13 protein-coding genes are annotated in these 18,764 nt (G+C 62.9%); 11 read left to right on the top strand and 2 right to left on the bottom strand.

The genetic code is table 11. The features are described 5' to 3' along the window. Positions 1–22 precede the first annotated feature (22 nt). The 5 genes from RW112_RS03725 to rplL all read left to right on the top strand — a co-directional run bounded on the left by RW112_RS03725 (position 23) and on the right by rplL (position 4,676). A complete protein-coding gene (locus tag RW112_RS03725) occupies positions 23–1,111 on the top strand; it encodes a GNAT family N-acetyltransferase (RefSeq protein WP_317780455.1) in 1,089 nt (362 codons plus the stop codon). Further along, positions 1,108–2,214 (top strand): GNAT family N-acetyltransferase, encoded by a 1,107-nt coding sequence (locus tag RW112_RS03720; RefSeq protein ID WP_317780454.1) that lies wholly within the window; start codon positions 1,108–1,110, stop codon positions 2,212–2,214. The genes RW112_RS03725 and RW112_RS03720 overlap by 4 nt, the downstream gene beginning before the upstream one ends. Before the next feature lie 8 nt (positions 2,215–2,222). Continuing rightward, complete coding sequence (locus RW112_RS03715; protein ID WP_305941813.1) at positions 2,223–3,338, top strand: GNAT family N-acetyltransferase; 1,116 nt, start codon at positions 2,223–2,225, stop codon at positions 3,336–3,338. A 295-nt stretch (positions 3,339–3,633) separates the two neighbouring features. After that, complete coding sequence (gene rplJ / locus RW112_RS03710) at positions 3,634–4,224, top strand: 50S ribosomal protein L10 (protein ID WP_305941812.1); 591 nt, start codon at positions 3,634–3,636, stop codon at positions 4,222–4,224. Between the two features lie 77 nt (positions 4,225–4,301). After that, entirely contained in the window at positions 4,302–4,676 is a 375-nt protein-coding gene (gene rplL, locus RW112_RS03705) for a 50S ribosomal protein L7/L12 (RefSeq protein WP_043483052.1), read from the top strand. 166 nt (positions 4,677–4,842) lie between these two features. Here rplL and RW112_RS03700 read toward each other — a convergent pair whose 3' ends face one another. Next, positions 4,843–5,337, bottom strand: coding sequence for a YbaK/EbsC family protein (locus RW112_RS03700; RefSeq protein WP_317780453.1), 495 nt, complete (start codon positions 5,335–5,337; stop codon positions 4,843–4,845). 5 nt (positions 5,338–5,342) lie between these two features. Continuing rightward, positions 5,343–6,542 (bottom strand): acetyl-CoA C-acetyltransferase, encoded by a 1,200-nt coding sequence (locus tag RW112_RS03695; protein WP_317780452.1) that lies wholly within the window; start codon positions 6,540–6,542, stop codon positions 5,343–5,345. Between the two features lie 206 nt (positions 6,543–6,748). Between RW112_RS03695 and RW112_RS03690 the strand changes: the two genes are divergently transcribed. From RW112_RS03690 to fusA, 6 genes are all read left to right on the top strand, one after another. After that, the gene (locus RW112_RS03690; protein WP_317780451.1) at positions 6,749–7,219 is read left to right on the top strand and encodes a hypothetical protein; all 471 of its coding nucleotides are present in this window, start codon (positions 6,749–6,751) and stop codon (positions 7,217–7,219) included. Positions 7,220–7,544: 325 nt separating this feature from the next. Then, a complete protein-coding gene (rpoB, locus tag RW112_RS03685) occupies positions 7,545–11,060 on the top strand; it encodes a DNA-directed RNA polymerase subunit beta (RefSeq protein WP_209743095.1) in 3,516 nt (1,171 codons plus the stop codon). Between the two features lie 119 nt (positions 11,061–11,179). After that, positions 11,180–15,079 carry a DNA-directed RNA polymerase subunit beta' gene (locus RW112_RS03680; RefSeq protein ID WP_305941808.1) on the top strand — a complete coding sequence of 1,300 codons (3,900 nt, stop codon included), beginning with the start codon at positions 11,180–11,182 and terminating at the stop codon, positions 15,077–15,079. Between the two features lie 417 nt (positions 15,080–15,496). Continuing rightward, positions 15,497–15,871 (top strand): 30S ribosomal protein S12, encoded by a 375-nt coding sequence (rpsL, locus tag RW112_RS03675; RefSeq protein WP_009358312.1) that lies wholly within the window; start codon positions 15,497–15,499, stop codon positions 15,869–15,871. A 1-nt stretch (position 15,872) separates the two neighbouring features. Next, positions 15,873–16,343, top strand: coding sequence for a 30S ribosomal protein S7 (gene rpsG / locus RW112_RS03670; protein ID WP_026531948.1), 471 nt, complete (start codon positions 15,873–15,875; stop codon positions 16,341–16,343). A 69-nt stretch (positions 16,344–16,412) separates the two neighbouring features. After that, positions 16,413–18,527, top strand: coding sequence for an elongation factor G (fusA, locus tag RW112_RS03665; protein WP_305941807.1), 2,115 nt, complete (start codon positions 16,413–16,415; stop codon positions 18,525–18,527). Positions 18,528–18,764: the final 237 nt, after the last annotated feature.

Genomic DNA, 18,764 nt, shown 5'->3' with positions numbered 1-18,764 from the left:
TCCCGACCGTTAGGCTGTCCCCGTGAATGCAGCGCCGTACGTCATCGAACCCCTGATCCTGCCTGCAACGATCCACTCGCCGGACGCGGGTGAATTCCGGGAGTTCGGTGAGCTCAGCGATGCCCTGGTGCTGGAAACGTGGGGCAACGCGGACCGGTTGTTGCCGCTGGAGGCCCGGCTTCAGTATTGGCGCGACACTCCCTACACCCAGGTACGGCTCTTCTTCGTGCGGGTGGACGGCCGCATGGTGGGTAGGTCCTGGATGCGCTTTGGGGTCCGGGAGAACGTCCGGACCGCACTCCTCCATGTGATTGTCCTGAGGAAGTTCCGTGGACACGGCATCGGCCGGGCGCTGTTGGCTCACGCTGAGCAGGTGGCGGCGTCTCGCGGCTGCACCACCCTGCAGACTTTCACGGAGCACCCGGCCGACTTCGACGCCGACGGGCCCGGTTTGCTGAAGCCCGCAACGGGAACCGGCGGTGTGCCGGCGGAAGCCGACGGGGTCCGCTTCGCGCTCCGTGCCAACTACAGGCTGGAACAGGTGGAGCGCTTCAGTGCCCTGCCGTTGCCACCGTCCGCAGACACGCTCGATGCCCTCGAAGCGGAAGCTGTGGAGAAGGCAGGGGAGCAGTATGAACTACTGCACTGGAGGGACCGTTGCCCGGAGGAGCTGGCCGAACAACTGGCTGTCCTGATGTCGCGCATGACGGACACCCCCGTCGGCGCCCTCAGCTATGACGCGGAATCGTGGGACGTGGCCCGGGTGCGGCACGTGGAGAAGACGTGGAAGCAGGCCGGCCTCGACTCGCTGGTGGCGTGTGCCGGGCACCGGGGAACAGGGGAGCTGGCAGCGTACTCCGTCCTTCAGGTCGCAGAAGGGAAACCCTGGCTGGCGAACCAGGACGATACCTTGGTGGCCAGCCACTACCGCGGACACCGTCTCGGCATGCTGGTCAAGCTCCTCAACATCCGCCGGCTCCTGACCGGCTACCCCGACGTGGAGCGCATCGTCACGTTCAACGCCGCGGAAAACGATCACATGCTGTCCATCAACGTGGCGCTGGGGTTCAAGTCCGCGGGATACGACGGCGAATGGCAGAAGACGCTATGAGCGGCCTGTCAATCACGGCCGTCGCCCGTCCCCAACCCGGTGACGAGGGAACGGCACGTGCCGCAGACCTGCGGGCCTGCCGTGCCCTTCGCGACGGACTCCACATGGCGAAGTGGGGAAACCTGGACCGGGCCTCCACCCTTCGGGAAGACCAGGAGTACTGGCGCGGCACCGAGTACGAGGAACGCCTGCAGTTCCTCGCGACCCTCGACGGCGTTCCGGCCGGCACTGCCTCGGTGCTGCTGCCGCTGCAGGAGAACACCGCGGCGGCGTGGATCGACGTGCTTGTGGCCGCCCCCTACCGGCGGCAGGGCATTGGCCGGCGGTTGCTGGAGGTTGCCGAGGATGCGGCCAGGTCGCGCGGACGAAGAGTGTTCGAAGGCTACTGCGAGGAGCCGGTCGCTGGGCAAGGGAAAGCCTGGCTGCAAGCCGGCCAGGAAGAGCTGCCGGCGAAATCCGGCAGCGGCGGAGTCCCGCTGAACCTTGCCTCGACCCGCTTCGCCCTGGCCTCCGGTTATGAACTGGAGCAGGTGGAACGGTCCAGCCGGTTGCTGCTGCCCGTGGAACCGGACGTGCTGGACTCGCTGGAGGCCGACGCTGTGGCGCACGCCGGCGGCTACCGGGTGCTGGGCTGGCGGGGCCGCTGTCCGGAGGCCCTGGTGGATGCCTATGCGGCCCTGAGGGGGAGAATGACCGCCGACGTACCGACCGCGGGCCTGGAGTCTGAGGAAGAGGAATGGGATGCGGCGAGGGTCCGTGCCGAGGAACAGGGCTGGGAGCGCAGCGGGGTGGAGGCGCTGGTGGCAGCGGTGCAGCACTCCGGGACGGGGGACCTGGCAGCCTTTACAGTGCTCAGCTGCCGTCCGGAGCGGCCGCAGGTGCTGATCCAGGAAGACACGCTGGTGGCGGGACCGCACCGCGGCCGCCGGCTGGGCATGCTGGCAAAGATCGCAAATATCCGGCGCGCCGGGGACGAATGCCCAGCGGCGGAGTCGGTCATTACGTGGAATGCCAGCGAAAACCGGCATATGCTGGCGATAAATATTTCGCTTGGATTCAAACCCTCCGGTTTTGAAGGCGAGTGGCAGAAACGACTGGAATGATGCCCTCTATGGCAGCAGACGTACGGATCGAACAACTCTGGATTCCCGATTCCCTCGACGGCCCGGACAGCGCCGACTTCCGTGCCGCCGTCGAAGTGAGCCGGAAGGTGCGGATGCAAACGTGGGGAACGGACGACCTCGCCTACACGCCCCTGGAAAAGTTCCTGGAACTTGCCGATCCCTACGAACGCCAGGTGATTCTGGTGGCCAGGGTCGACGGCGACATCGTGGGAACTGCGGACATCGCCCTGCCGCTGGCAGACGACCTGGACCTGGCGGAGTTCACGCTGGACATCCTTCCGGAGTTCCAGCATCAGGGTGTGGGGCGCCAGTTGCTGGAAGCGGCGGAACAGTTCGCCCGGGGCGAGGGCCGGACCATGATCCTGATCGACACCAACCATCCAGGTGTCTCGCTGAACAGCGAGGTCGACGAGCAGCTGGTTCCCGGCTCTGGCCTGGGCTTTGTCCCGATGGGAAGCCGCGAAGTGGAGTTCGCCCGCAAGACCGGCTACACCCTCCAGCACATCGAGCAGTTCAGCTCGTGCCTGCTGCCGCTGGACACAAAACTGGTGGCGGAGCTGGCGGACGAAGCCGAACAGGCCAATGCGGGACGCTACCGCCTGCATCACTGGACGGACAGATGCCCGGACCGGTGGCTCGACGCCGTCGCCATGCTGGAAAACCAGGCCGGGGAGGACACCGAACCGTCCTCACGGACGGAAGAAGAAATGGTGTTCGACGGCGCCATGATCAGGAAAGCTGAAGAGGCCACCATCGCGCAGGGCAGGCGAACGGTGGTCACCGCCGTCGAGCACATCGCCAGCGGGATGCTGGTGGGGCTGACCACCATCAGCGTGCTGTCGCAACGGCAGGACGTGGTGTTCCAGGACGACACCGTGGTGATGCAGGAGCACCGGGGCAACAAGCTGGGACTGCTGATCAAGGTGGCCAACATGGAACGCCTTTCCGAGCAGTTCCCTGACGCCCGGGTCATCTACACCTGGAACGCACCGGAAAACAGGTACCTGCTCAAGGTGAACCAGCAGTTGGGGTTCACGACGGCGGGTGTCACCGGGATCTGGCAAAAGGACCTTCCGGACTTCGGTCCGAGCAGCAGCGAATAGGGCCGATTTGGAGTACTGGCGGCGTTGCCCGTAAGCTTGAACTACCAAAGACCGTCGGTTGTTGGGAATCCACTCTTCTGGGCATCGCTCAATTCTGCAGTTGTGCGCGGGAGGACCAGTGGGTTTCCGGACGAAGGACCCTGAACATAGGGCGGCCAGCGCAGGTGAACGAAGTAAAGCTCCACAGTCATGGACCGTGTCGAGCCAAGCCCCGTGCATCTGCCCGGGGCGTTTTTAGTTTTAGCTCACCTGAGCGGGGACCCGGAACACCGGCACTATCCCCGGAAGGAGGGTTATGGCAACGCCAAACAAGGTTTCAGCAGTAGCTGAGATCACTACCGATTTCAAGGAATCGAACGCCGCTGTCCTGACCGAATACCGTGGGCTCACCGTTGCACAGCTCAAGCAGCTGCGTGTTTCTCTCGGCCAGGACACCAAGTTCGCGGTCGTCAAGAACACCCTGACCGCCATTGCAGCCAAGGAAGCTGGTGTCGAAGCATTCGACGGTCAGCTCGCCGGCCCCACTGCAATCGCGTTCATCAAGGGTGACGCAGTTGCAGCTGCCAAGAGCCTGACGGATTTTGCCAAGACCAACAAGCAGCTGGTTATCAAGACCGGTTACTTCGAGGGCAAGGCACTGAACGCCAGCGAAGTTGCTGCCCTGGCAGCACTCGAGTCCCGCGAGCTGCAGCTCGCCAAGGTTGCAGGTGTCCTCAAGGCTCCTGCTGCCGCTGCTGCACGCATCATCGACGCCCTGCGCCTCAAGCTTGAAGAAGAGAACGGTGCACCGGCAGCTGCCGAAGCGCCCGCCGCTGAAGAAGCCCCGGCCGCAGAAGCAGCAGAGACCGAAGCTCCGGCCGAAGCCGCAGCCACCGAAGAGAACTAACTCTCTTTCAAACCAGACTCGGTGTGAAGGCAACGGCCCAGGCCGCCAAGCACCACCTATAGGAAGGACGCCACACCATGGCGAAGCTCACCAACGAAGAGCTCATTGAAGCTTTCAAGGAACTGACCATCATCGAGCTCTCCGAGTTCGTCAAGCTCTTCGAAGAGACCTTCGAAGTTACCGCAGCTGCTGTTGCTGTTGCTGGCCCCGCTGCCGGTGCTGCTGAAGAAGCTGAAGAGAAGACCGACTTCGACGTCGTCCTCGAAGCTGCTGGCGACAAGAAGATCGCAGTGATCAAGGAAGTTCGCGCCATCACTTCCCTGGGCCTCAAGGAAGCCAAGGACCTGGTTGACAGCGCTCCCAAGGCTGTCCTCGAAGGTGCAACCAAGGAAGCTGCCGAAAAGGCAAAGGAGCAGCTCGAGGCTGCCGGCGCCACCGTTACCCTCAAGTAACACTTTCGAGCTCCGGAAAGCTTCCAGCTTTCCATCCTGCTCCGGGAAACCCCGTCCACTCCGGTGGGCGGGGTTTCCTGCATTCAAACCCAACTGACTGGCAGTTAACGTCGTGAAAAGCGTGTTTCGCGACGTTAACTGCCAGTCAGTTGGGTCTCGCGGCCACCTAGTTGGGATCCGAGATGTCGGCGACGACGGCGTCCAACGCCGTGGTCAGGGCATCGGCGTCCACAAAGGCGCTGTAACCGTGCTGCCCGGCCCCCATGGAGATCCGTCGCCCGGTGATAGCCACGTCCGCATAGACCGGCCACGGCGTGGTGCTACCCAGCGGGGTGATGGTGCCGCGCTCGTAGCCGGTGGCCTCCAGTGCGACGTCCGCCGGCGGCAACGAGAGCTTGTTGACCCCCAGCAGGCTGCGGAGCTTCGGCCAGGATATCTGCCGGTCGCCGGGCACCAGGGCGAACAGGAAACTGCCGTCCTTGTGCTTGACCACCAGGGACTTCACAATGTCCGACGGCTTGATGCTCAGGATCCGCGCAGCCTCCTCGAGGCTTTTCGCAGCGAGGCGCTCCACTATTTCGACGTCGAGCCCGCGCGCGGCGGCGTCGGCAAGGAAGCGCTCCCTGCCGACGTCGCCCGCCGGGTCTGCGTTGCCGGCCACAGCCGTCAGTCCCGGTACAGGAGGAGGGCTTCGCCCTGCCCGCCGCCGCCGCACAGGGAAACCGCAGCCTTTCCGGAGCCCCGGCGCTTGAGCTCGTGGGCGGCATGCCCGGCCAGCCGCGCACCGGATGCTCCGATCGGATGTCCCAGGGCGATGGCGCCGCCGTGGATGTTGCACTTCTCCAGCGGGTACTTGAGGTCCTTGAGCGATTGGACCGCAACCGAACCGAAGGCCTCGTTGATTTCAATGAAGTCCAGGTCCCCGGTGGTCCAGCCCGCACGGTCCAGTGCGTTCTTGATGGCGTTGGACGGCTGGGAGTGCAGCGAATTGTCCGGGCCGGCAACCTGCCCCGGCTTGCCCACCACTGCGAGGTAGTCCAGGCCGTTGTCCTCAGCGAACTTCCGGGTTGTCAGTACCAGGGCGGAGGCGCCGTCGGACAGGGGAGAGGAGTTGCCCGCTGTGATGGTGCCGTCGCTGACGAAGGCGGCCCGCAGGCCGGCCAGCGATTCGACTGACGTGTTCGGCCGCACCCCTTCGTCGGTGGAGACCACCACCGGATCGCCCTTCCGCTGCTTGATGCTAATCGGGGCGATCTCGTCGTCGAAAACTCCGTTTTTTGCGGCAAGGGCGGCACGCTGGTGCGACTGGGCTGCCACGTTGTCCTGCGAGGTCCGGTCGATGCCCAGGACCAGGTTCTTGCTTTCCGTGGAAAGGCCCATGGACTGCCCGTCGAAGGCATCGGTGAGTCCGTCATGGGCGGCCACGTCCAGCGCCTGGACAGTCCCGTACGTCCAGCCCTGACGGGAACCCGGCAGGATGTGCGGCGCCCGGGACATGGATTCCTGACCACCGGCGACGACGACGGCGGCATCACCGCTGCGGATCATGCGGGCGGCGTCGATCACGGCTGTGAGGCCGGAAAGGCACACTTTGTTGATAGTGACAGTGGGGACGTTCCAGCCGATGCCGGCGCCGATGGCGCTTTGCCGCGCCGGGTTCTGGCCGGCACCTGCCTGCAGCACTTGGCCCATGATGACCGCATCCACCTTGTCCGCGGCAACGCCGCTGGCAGCGAGGGCCGCCTTGATGGCATGCGCCCCGAGTTCCACTGCCGTGAAGCCGGCCAACTGGCCGTTGAGGCGGCCCTGCGGCGTGCGCGCCGCAGCAAGGATGACAACATCGTTGTTGTCTGGGGAGTTGCTCATGGTTATCTCTTCCGATCTGTGACGATGTAGGCCAAGGCTATCGTGAGCCGAATCACCTATCCATGCAAACGCACCTGGGGCAGGGTCCATTCCGCCGGTACATGGGGACTGCTGCCCATCCGGCCGACGTGCGGGACGCGAAACGTCTGCGTAGGGTGGACGGCGGCGACAACGCACAACGGCAGCAAGAAACAGGGAGCAGCACTTTGAAGAAAATCCTCGCGATGGCGGCTGTGGCAAGTTTGGCCGGGCTCACCGCCTGCAGCGTTTCCACTCCGGCGCCGGACGGCACCACGTCACCAGCGGCTCCTGCATCGTCGTCGCCCGCGTCGTCCCAGGCAACGCCGTCGCGGTCTTCCGTAGCCACGGCTGCGCCCCAGTCCGGCGGTGCCAAGGCGGCCTGCGAGCTGTTCAATTCGCTGTACGTTCAGTACCGGGCTGCCGCGAACGATCCCGAAGCCCATGAGGACGTTTACCGGGCGGCGCGCGATGCCAAAGACAACTACTCCGGGAACCTCAAGGGGCTGTTTACCAGCCTGGGCGCACTCGCCATCGATCATTCATCCGTTGCCGATACCGGTGGCCAGCCGGCCCAGGCATCCAAGGATGCCGTCCGTGACGCAGTCTTCGCGAACGCGGGTGCCTGCACGGCAGCGGGCGTTACGCTCACGCTGTAAGGGCCCCCGGCCGGCGTGGCGCGGGCCAATTAGGTGCCCCCGGCAACAGTGCTTGCAATAACCGGTGAAGTGGGGTAGACACGTACGCCGTTTTGCCGTATCGTAGATATTTGCGTCTTCCCTGTTTACCTTCAGCCTTCATATAGCGGTGGGCTTTGCCTAGCAGCTGATCTATCGACGTGCCGTCCGAGACGTGCAACATCATAGATCAGCCTGGGCCCCGGGTCATATAGCGGAACCGGACTGGTAGCGCTGCGGAGTCATTCTGCAGGGCTTTCAACGGGGGAGATCTGAAAACGCCTGAAGGTCTGTGGAAGGATCCCTCTTGGTCGCCTCGAGCACCTCTAATGTAAACAACGCTACCGCTATCAATGCCGACAGCACCGATGGTGCCACTCGCCGGCTCTCATTCGCAAAGATTCACGAACCCCTTGACGTTCCGAATCTGCTTGCCCTGCAAACGGACAGCTTCGACTGGCTGGTCGGAAACGAACGCTGGCAGGCACGCGTTGCGAAGGCCGTCGAAGAAGGCGACCTCAGTGTCGCCACTAGCTCCGGTCTGTCCGACATCTTCGAAGAGATCTCCCCGATCGAGGATTTCCAGGGCACCATGTCCCTGAGCTTCTCCGATCCGGAGTTCGCTGACCCCAAATACACCATGGCCGAGTGCAAGGACCGGGACGCCACGTACTCGGCTCCGCTGTACGTTAAAGCCGAATTCATGAACAACAACACGGGCGAAATCAAGCAGCAGACCGTGTTCATGGGTGACTTCCCGCTGATGACCGAGAAGGGCACCTTCGTCGTCAACGGCACCGAGCGTGTCGTTGTTTCGCAGCTTGTCCGTTCCCCGGGCGCCTACTTCGAGCGCACCGCTGACAAGACCAGCGACAAGGACATCTTCACTGCGAAGATCATCCCCTCCCGCGGTGCCTGGTTCGAGCTCGAGATCGACAAGCGCGACCAGGTCGGCGTCCGCCTTGACCGCAAGCGCAAGCAGTCCGTTACGGTGCTGCTGAAGGCCCTCGGCTGGACCGAAGGCCAGATCCTCGAAGAGTTCGGCCAGTACGACTCCATGCGCGCAACGCTGGAGAAGGACGCCACCGAAACCCGCGAAGACGCGTTGCTGGACATCTACCGGAAGCTGCGACCGGGCGAGCCGCCCACCGTCGAGGCTGCCCAGTCCCTGCTGGACAACCTGTACTTCAACTCCAAGCGCTACGATCTGGCCAAGGTCGGCCGTTACAAGATCAACCGCAAGCTTGGCATCGACCGCTCCCTTGGTGACAAGGAAGCTTCGGTCCTGCACGTTGAAGACATCGTTGCGATGATCAAGTTCCTGGTTGCACTGCACGCCGGCGAGAAGACCCTCACGGGCAAGCGCGACGGCCAGGACCACGAGCTGCGCGTCGAGATCGATGACATCGACCACTTCGGCAACCGCCGCATCCGCGCCGTCGGCGAGCTCATCGAGAACCAGGTCCGCACCGGCCTGTCCCGCATGGAGCGCGTCGTCCGCGAGCGTATGACCACGCAGGACGTCGAGGCCATCACGCCGCAGACGCTGATCAACATCCGCCCGGTGGTGGCAGCCATCAAGGAGTTCTTCGGAACCTCCCAGCTGTCCCAGTTCATGGACCAGAACAACCCGCTGTCGGGTCTGACCCACAAGCGCCGTCTGTCCGCGCTTGGCCCGGGTGGTCTGTCCCGTGACCGTGCAGGCATGGAAGTCCGAGACGTCCACCCGTCCCACTACGGACGTATGTGCCCCATCGAAACTCCTGAAGGCCCGAACATTGGCCTGATCGGTTCGCTGGCTTCCTACGGCCGCATCAACCCGTTCGGTTTCATCGAGACGCCTTACCGCCTCGTGTCAGAAGGCGTCGTTTCCGACGAGGTCCAGTACCTGACGGCCGACGACGAAGCAGAGGTCCTGATTGCACAGGCCAACGCTCCGCTGGACGAGAACAAGAAGTTCGCCGAAGAGACCGTCCTGGTCCGCGCCCGTGGTGGTGGAGGCGAGCCCGTGCTGGTTCCCGCCGCCGACGTCGAGTTCATGGACGTTTCCCCGCGCCAGATGGTGTCCGTGGCTACGGCCCTGATCCCGTTCCTCGAGCACGACGATGCTAACCGCGCACTCATGGGTGCCAACATGCAGCGCCAGGCCGTGCCGCTGGTCCGTTCCGAGGCGCCGTTCGTCGGTACCGGCATGGAGCGCGCCGCAGCAGTCGACGCCGGTGACGTTGTCATCGCGAAGAAGGCCGGTGTGGTCACCGAGGTGTCCGCTGAACTCGTCATCATGCTCAACGACGACGGCACGGAAACCAACTACCGCATCAACAAGTTCGCACGCTCCAACCAGGGCAACTGCTACAACCACCGTGTCCTGGTCAGCGAAGGCCAGCGCCTGGAGGTCGGCGGCATCATCGCTGACGGCCCGGCAACGGACCAGGGTGAACTCGCCCTCGGTAAGAACCTGCTCGTGGCATTCATGTCCTGGGAAGGCCACAACTTCGAGGACGCCATCATCCTCTCGCAGCGCATTGTTGCCGAGGACGTTCTTTCCTCCATCCACATCGAGGAGCACGAGATCGATGCCCGCGACACCAAGCTTGGTGCCGAGGAAATCACCCGTGACATCCCCAATGTGTCCGAGGAAGTGCTGGCAGGCCTGGACGAGCGCGGCATCATCCACATCGGTGCCGAGGTTGAAGCCGGCGACATCCTGGTCGGAAAGGTCACCCCGAAGGGTGAAACCGAACTGACCCCGGAAGAGCGCCTCCTGCGTGCCATCTTCGGTGAGAAGTCCCGCGAAGTGCGCGACACGTCCCTGAAGGTTCCGCACGGCGAGTCCGGCACCGTCATCGGCGTCCGCGTCTTCGACCGCGACAACGACGACGAGCTGCCCCCGGGCGTCAACCAGCTGGTCCGCGTTTACGTGGCCGCCAAGCGCAAGATCACCGACGGCGACAAGCTCGCCGGCCGTCACGGCAACAAGGGTGTTATCTCCAAGATCCTCCCGATCGAGGACATGCCCTTCCTTGCCGACGGCACCCCCGTTGATATCGTCCTGAACCCGCTGGGTGTCCCGGGCCGTATGAACGTCGGCCAGGTGCTGGAAACGCACCTTGGCTGGGTTGCCAAGACCGGTTGGAAGATCGAAGGCGAGCCCGAGTGGGTCAAGCAGCTGCCGAACCTGCCGCGCGAGAGTGGCCAGACCACTGTTGCAACGCCGGTCTTCGACGGTGCGCGTGAAGAGGAAATCACGGGCCTGCTCGACTCCACCAACGTGACCCGCGACGGTGACCGCCTGATCAACTCCTCGGGCAAGACCCGCCTGTTTGACGGCCGCTCCGGCGAGCCGTTCCCGGATCCGATCTCGGTCGGCTACATGTACATCCTGAAGCTCCACCACCTGGTGGACGACAAGATCCACGCACGCTCCACCGGCCCGTACTCCATGATCACGCAGCAGCCGCTGGGTGGTAAGGCACAGTTCGGTGGCCAGCGCTTCGGTGAAATGGAAGTGTGGGCGCTCGAAGCTTACGGCGCCGCCTACACGCTCCAGGAGCTCCTCACGATCAAGTCGGATGATATCCACGGTCGCGTGAAGGTCTACGAAGCAATCGTCAAGGGCGAGAACATCCCGGAGCCGGGCGTTCCTGAGTCCTTCAAGGTCTTGATCAAGGAAATGCAGTCGCTGTGCCTGAACGTGGAAGTGCTTTCCACGGACGGAACCACAATTGAAATGCGTGACTCTGATGACGCAGTCTTCACGGCTGCGGAAGAACTGGGCATCGATCTGTCTCGTGCAGAGCCCAGTTCCGTAGAAGAGGTCTAAGAGGGGGTTTACCGGGAAAAGCAGGCGGCCCCGCCGCGCTGACTTTTCCCGGTGAACCACCTCCCTCTTCCCGTAACCAAGACTTCAGAATTTAGAGAACAAGAGAGAACAGGGACCATATGTCCAGCGAATCCTCCTTCGGCCTCATGCAGATCGGCCTCGCCACCGCGGAAGACATCCGTGGCTGGTCTTACGGCGAGGTTAAGAAGCCGGAAACCATCAACTACCGCACGCTCAAGCCCGAGAAGGACGGCCTCTTCTGCGAGAAGATCTTCGGCCCTTCCCGCGACTGGGAATGCTACTGCGGCAAGTACAAGCGCGTGCGCTTCAAGGGCATCATCTGTGAGCGGTGTGGCGTTGAAGTCACTCGCGCCAAGGTCCGCCGTGAGCGCATGGGCCACATCGAACTGGCCGCGCCCGTAACGCACATCTGGTACTTCAAGGGTGTTCCGTCCCGCCTGGGCTACCTCCTTGACCTGGCACCGAAGGACCTCGAAAAGGTCATCTACTTCGCTGCCTACATGATCACGAGCGTCGACACCGAAAGCCGCCACGACGAACTGCCCAACCTGCAGGTTGAGCACGACATCGAGAAGAAGCAGCTCGTCGACAACCGCGACTCGGACATCGCCACGATCGCCCGCGACCTCGAGAACGAGCTTGCCCGTCTCGAAGGCGAAGGCGCCAAGGCTGCCGACAAGAAGAAGGCCCGCGACTCCGCTGACCGTCAGATGGCCAACGTGCGCAAGCGTGCCGACGCCGACATCGAGCGCCTCGAGCAGGTCTGGGACCGCTTCAAGAACCTGAAGGTCGCAGACCTCGAAGGCGACGAAGGCCTCTACCGCGAACTGCGTGACCGTTACGGCATGTACTTCGAAGGCTCCATGGGTGCCGAAGCCATCAAGAAGCGTCTTGAGAACTTCGACATGCAGGCCGAATCGGACCTCCTGCGCGACATAATTGCCAACGGCAAGGGCCAGCGCAAGACCCGCGCCCTGAAGCGCCTGAAGGTGGTCAACGCGTTCCTGACCACCAACAACAGCCCGCTCGGCATGGTGCTGGACGCCGTCCCGGTGATCCCGCCGGAACTGCGCCCGATGGTCCAGCTGGACGGTGGCCGCTTCGCGACCTCCGACCTCAACGACCTCTACCGCCGTGTGATCAACCGCAACAACCGCCTCAAGCGCCTGCTTGACCTCGGTGCTCCGGAGATCATCGTCAACAACGAGAAGCGCATGCTTCAGGAAGCTGTTGACAGCCTCTTCGACAACGGCCGCCGTGGCCGTCCGGTCACCGGACCGGGCAACCGTCCGCTGAAGTCCCTGAGCGACATGCTAAAGGGCAAGCAGGGCCGCTTCCGCCAGAACCTCCTCGGCAAGCGCGTTGACTACTCCGGCCGTTCGGTCATCGTTGTCGGCCCGCAGCTGAAGCTGCACCAGTGCGGCCTGCCCAAGCAGATGGCGCTGGAGCTCTTCAAGCCGTTCGTGATGAAGCGCCTGGTTGACCTCAACCACGCCCAGAACATCAAGTCGGCAAAGCGCATGGTCGAGCGCTACCGTCCGCAGGTCTGGGACGTTCTCGAAGAGATCATCACCGAGCACCCTGTGCTGCTGAACCGTGCACCTACCCTGCACCGCCTCGGCATCCAGGCCTTCGAGCCGCAGCTTGTTGAAGGTAAGGCAATCCAGCTGCACCCGCTGGTTTGTGGCGCCTTCAACGCTGACTTCGACGGCGACCAGATGGCAGTCCACCTGCCGCTGAGCCCCGAGGCCCAGGCTGAAGCACGCATCCTGATGCTGTCCTCGAACAACATCCTGAAGCCGTCCGACGGCCGCCCGGTGACCCTTCCTTCGCAGGATATGATCATCGGCCTCTACCACCTGACCACCAAGCGTGTCGGTTCAGCTGGCGAAGGCCGCATCTTCTCCTCCGTTTCGGAAGCCATCATGGCGTTCGACCTGCACGAGCTGCACCTGAACTCCCAGGTCAAGATCCGGCTCGAGGGCTTTGTCCCTTACGCCGGCTGGGAAGCTCCGGAAGGCTGGGAGCCGGGTCAGCCCGCGCTCGTCCAGACCTCCCTGGGTCAGGTCATCTTCAACCAGACCCTGCCTGAGGACTACCCCTGGGTTGAGGCTGTTGCCGACAAGGGCGAACTGTCCCGCATCGTCAACGACCTCGCCGAGCGCTACCCGAAGGTCGTCACCGCGGCAACGCTGGACAACCTGAAGGATGCCGGTTTCTACTGGGCCACCCGCTCGGGCGTCACCGTCGCCATCTCCGACATCGAGGTTCCGGTTGAAAAGCCGGTCATCCTTGCCGGTTACGAAGAGCGCGCTGCCAAGATCCAGGGCCAGTACGACAAGGGCCTGATCGACGACGACGAGCGTCGCCAGGAACTGATCGAGATCTGGAACAAGGCAACCAACGAGATCGCACAGGTCATGCGCGACAGCCTGTCGCCGATGAACACCATCAACCGCATGGTGTCCTCCGGTGCACGTGGTAACTGGATGCAGGTCCGCCAGATCGCGGGTATCCGTGGCCTGGTGGCCAACCCTAAGGGTGAAATCATCCCGCGTCCGATCAAGTCCTCCTACCGCGAGGGCCTGTCGGTGCTGGAATACTTCATCGCCACGCACGGTGCCCGTAAGGGTCTGGCTGACACCGCACTGCGTACCGCCAACTCGGGTTACCTGACCCGTCGTCTGGTGGACGTCTCGCAGGACGTCATCGTCCGTGAAGAGGACTGCGGCACCGAACGCGGCCTCGTCACTCCGATTGCCGTGGCTGACGCCAACGGCGAGCTGGTCCTGGACGAGAACGTCGAGAACAGCGCGTACGCCCGTACCCTGGCCGTGGATGTCGTTGACTCCAAGGGCAAGGTCCTGGCTGCCGGCGGCACCGACTGCGGCGACGTCGTCATCGCTGAACTGTTCGCAGCCGGCATCACCGAGGTCAAGGTCCGCTCCGTACTCACCTGTGAGTCCAGCGTCGGCACCTGCGCCCTGTGCTACGGCCGTTCGCTGGCCACCGGCAAGACCGTGGACATCGGTGAGGCAGTGGGCATCATCGCCGCGCAGTCCATTGGTGAGCCGGGTACCCAGCTGACCATGCGTACGTTCCACACCGGTGGTGCTGTTTCCGCCAGCGGCGGCGACGACATCACCCAGGGTCTGCCCCGTATCCAGGAACTGTTCGAAGCACGTACTCCGAAGGGTGTCGCACCGATTGCTGAAGCAGCCGGCCGCATCACCATCGAAGAGTCCGAGCGCCAGATGCGCCTGGTCATCACTCCGGATGACGGCAGCGAAGAGATCGCCTACCCGGTCCTGCGCCGCTCACGCCTCCTGATTGAAGACGGCCAGCACGTCACGGTGGGCCAGAAGCTCATCAACGGACCGGTTGACCCCAAGCAGGTTCTGCGCATCATGGGTCCCCGTGCTGCACAGAAGTTCCTGGTGGACGAAGTCCAGGGCGTGTACCGCAGCCAGGGCATCGGCATCCACGACAAGCACGTCGAGGTTATCGTTCGCCAGATGCTGCGCCGTGTCACGGTCATCGAGTCCGGCGAGTCCGACCTGCTCCCCGGTGAGCTGGCGGAACGCAGCCGCTTCGAAGACGCCAACCGCCGCGTTGTGTCCGAGGGCAAGACTCCGGCTTCCGGACGTCCTGAGCTCATGGGTATCACCAAGGCGTCCCTGGCCACCGAGTCCTGGCTGTCCGCAGCTTCCTTCCAGGAGACCACCCGCGTCCTGACGCAGGCGGCCATGGAAGGCAAGAGCGATCCGCTGCTCGGCCTCAAGGAAAACGTCATCATCGGTAAGCTCATCCCCGCCGGCACGGGTCTCCCGCGCTACACGGAGGTCACGGTGGAGCCGACTGAAGAAGCGAAGGCAAACCTGTTCACAGGTCCCAGCGCATTCAGCGATTTCTCCTACGACACCCTGGGCGGCGACGGAGCTCCTGAGTTCCACGCCATCCCGCTGGATGACTACGACCTCGGCAGCGACTTCCGCTAACCGCTAGTTCGGCGTCGGGCCCCGTCACCACTCTGCTGTCACCAGCGGAGCGGGGGCGGGGCCTTTCCGTTGCCGGAGAGGCACTCTGCGGGTCGGATTCCGCGCCGATTAAGGCTTCGTTCCCGTCCATGTTAGACTGGGTACCAATTGTTATTGTGGCAGTGGATGAGTGCGCCGGCTCAGCTGAAAAGCTAAGCCAGAGCGACGTTTCCGGTTTGCAGGGTTCTTGTGCAACGTATGCCACATTTTTGCATGCCTAGGGACTGATTGCGACGCAAGTCCAGGTCCCGGTGTGCGATCCGACTATTAAGGCTTCGCCTCAGCTGCTCTGGAGATTCTTCAAAGCTCGGGCGGCGGGGCAAAGCAAAAGGAGAGCGGCTGTCAGCGGCCGCTCCGGATAAAACGGAGAACACGAGAGTGCCTACGATTAACCAGTTGGTCCGAAAGGGCCGCACGCCTAAGGTCTCAAAGACCAAGGCTCCCGCGCTTAAGGGCAGCCCGATGCGCCGCGGTGTTTGCACCCGCGTCTACACCACCACCCCGAAGAAGCCGAACTCGGCTCTGCGTAAGGTTGCACGTGTGCGCCTTAACGGTGGCGTTGAAGTTACTGCTTACATCCCCGGTGTAGGCCACAACCTCCAGGAGCACTCCATTGTGCTCGTCCGTGGTGGTCGTGTGAAGGACCTTCCGGGTGTCCGCTACAAGATCGTCCGTGGCGCCCTCGATACCCAGGGTGTGAAGAACCGTAAGCAGGCCCGCAGCCGCTACGGCGCAAAGATGGAGAAGAAGTAATATGCCTCGCAAGGGTCCGGCCCCCAAGCGGCCGCTAGTACTAGATCCCGTTTACGGCTCCCCGCTGGTCACCCAGCTGATCAACAAGGTGCTGGTAGACGGCAAGAAGTCCACCGCTGAGCGCATCGTTTATGGTGCCCTCGAAGGCGCCCGCGCCAAGTCCGGCGGCGACCCCGTAGCAGCTCTCAAGAAGGCCATGGACAACGTCAAGCCTTCCCTCGAGGTCCGCTCACGCCGCGTCGGTGGCGCAACCTACCAGGTTCCGGTTGAGGTCAAGCCGGGCCGGTCCACCGCCCTCGCGCTGCGTTGGCTGGTCGGCTACTCCAAGGCCCGCCGCGAAAAGACGATGACCGAACGCCTCCAGAACGAAATCCTGGATGCCTCGAACGGTCTCGGTGCCGCTGTGAAGCGTCGCGAAGACACCCACAAGATGGCCGAGTCCAACAAGGCCTTCGCACACTACCGCTGGTAATACTTCCCGGACGCCGCCGGCTCAGACGAGCCGGCGGCGAACGTGTAGTCCATCCGAAAGGGAGACACCGTGGCACAGGACGTGCTTACCGACCTTAGTAAGGTCCGCAATATCGGCATCATGGCCCACATTGATGCCGGCAAGACCACCACCACCGAGCGCATTCTGTTCTACACAGGTGTGAACCACAAGATCGGCGAAACGCACGACGGCGCTTCGACCACCGACTGGATGGAACAGGAAAAGGAACGCGGCATCACCATCACGTCTGCCGCCGTGACCTGCTTCTGGGAAAACAACCAGATCAACATCATCGACACCCCCGGCCACGTGGACTTCACGGTTGAGGTTGAGCGCTCCCTGCGTGTCCTCGACGGTGCCGTTGCCGTGTTCGATGGCAAGGAAGGCGTGGAGCCGCAGTCCGAGACTGTTTGGCGCCAGGCTGACAAGTACAACGTCCCGCGTATCTGCTTCGTCAACAAGATGGACAAGCTGGGCGCTGACTTCTACTTCACCGTAGACACCATCATCAGCCGCCTCGGTGCCAAGCCGCTCGTAATGCAGCTGCCGATCGGTGCCGAGAACGACTTCATCGGCGTCGTCGACCTGCTCTACATGCGTGCCCTGGTCTGGCCCGGCGACTCCAAGGGTGACGTCACCATGGGCGCCAAGTACGAGATCCGCGAGATCCCGGAAGACCTCAAGGAAAAGGCCGAAGAGTACCGCGCAACGCTCGTTGAGACTGTTGCAGAGGCCTCCGAGGAACTCATGGAGAAGTACCTCGAAGGTGAAGAAATCACCATCGATGAACTCAAGGCCGGCATCCGCAAGATGACGATCAACTCCGAGCTCTACCCGGTCTTCTGTGGTTCCGCGTTCAAGAACCGTGGCGTTCAGCCGATGCTCGATGCTGTTGTCGACTACCTGCCGAACCCGCTGGACGTCCCCCCGATGATCGGTCACGATCCTCGCGACGAAGAGAAGGAACTGACACGCAAGCCTTCCTCGGAAGAGCCGTTTTCGGCGCTTGCGTTCAAGATTGCTGCGCACCCGTTCTTCGGCCAGCTCACCTTCATCCGCGTGTACTCCGGTCACGTGGAAGCAGGCGCACAGGTGGTCAACTCCACCAAGGGCAAGAAGGAGCGCATCGGCAAGCTGTTCCAGATGCACGCCAACAAGGAAATGCCCGTTGAGGGCGCTACCGCCGGCCACATCTACGCAGCCATCGGTCTGAAGGACACCACCACGGGTGACACCCTGTGCGACTCCGCCAACCAGATCGTCCTCGAGTCCATGAGCTTCCCGGAGCCCGTGATCTCGGTTGCCATCGAACCGAACACCAAGGGTGACCAGGAGAAGCTCTCCACGGCCATCCAGAAGCTCTCCGCTGAGGACCCGACCTTCCAGGTCTCCCTCAACGAAGACACCGGTCAGACCATCATCGCCGGCATGGGCGAGCTTCACCTGGACATCCTGGTGGACCGCATGCGCCGCGAATTCAAGGTCGAGGCAAACGTTGGCAAGCCGCAGGTTGCTTACCGCGAAACCATCAAGCGTGCTGTAGAGCGTCACGACTACACGCACAAGAAGCAGACCGGTGGTTCGGGCCAGTTCGCAAAGATCCAGATCGCGATCGAGCCGCTGGACACGTCCGAAGGCGAGATGTACGAGTTCGAGAACAAGGTCACTGGTGGCCGCGTTCCCCGCGAGTACATCCCCTCGGTCGACGCTGGTATCCAGGATGCGCTGAACGACGGCGTCCTGGCCGGCTACCCGGTTGTCGGCATCAAGGCCACGCTGATTGACGGCGCGTACCACGATGTTGACTCCTCGGAAATGGCGTTCAAGATCGCCGGCCGTATGGCTTTCAAGGAAGCTGCACGCAAGGCGAACCCTGTTCTGCTTGAACCGCTGATGGATGTTGAGGTCCGCACCCCTGAGGAATACATGGGTGAAGTTATCGGTGACCTCAACTCCCGCCGTGGCCAGATGCAGTCCATGGAAGATGCCCAGGGCGTCAAGGTTATCCGCGCGCACGTTCCGCTGTCCGGCATGTTCGGCTACATCGGCGACCTGCGTTCGAAGACCCAGGGCCGCGCTGTGTACTCCATGACGTTCAACAGCTACGCCGAGGTCCCGAAGGCTGTCGCCGACGAGATCATCCAGAAGACCCGCGGCGAGTAGTCCACCGGACTTTCAAAGCGACAAACTCGGGTGCGTTTCCACTATCGGAAACTAGCCCGGTGCAGGTGGCCGGTTCCCGGCCGGACACAGTCCGGTCAAACCGGATTCCGGCCATCTGCACGAACAGGCTCGAGGGACTAGTATTAGTTCCTGAATCTGCAATTTCACCAATCCAAAGCCCCCCAAGTAGACTTACTGGAGTTTCGGCCGCGACAAGCGCAGCCGAAGGGTAAGTCA

The sequence above is a fragment of the Arthrobacter sp. B10-11 genome, from assembly GCF_033142195.1.
Classification (GTDB): domain Bacteria; phylum Actinomycetota; class Actinomycetes; order Actinomycetales; family Micrococcaceae; genus Arthrobacter; species Arthrobacter oryzae_C.
This window is presented reverse-complemented; position numbering and strand designations above follow the sequence as displayed.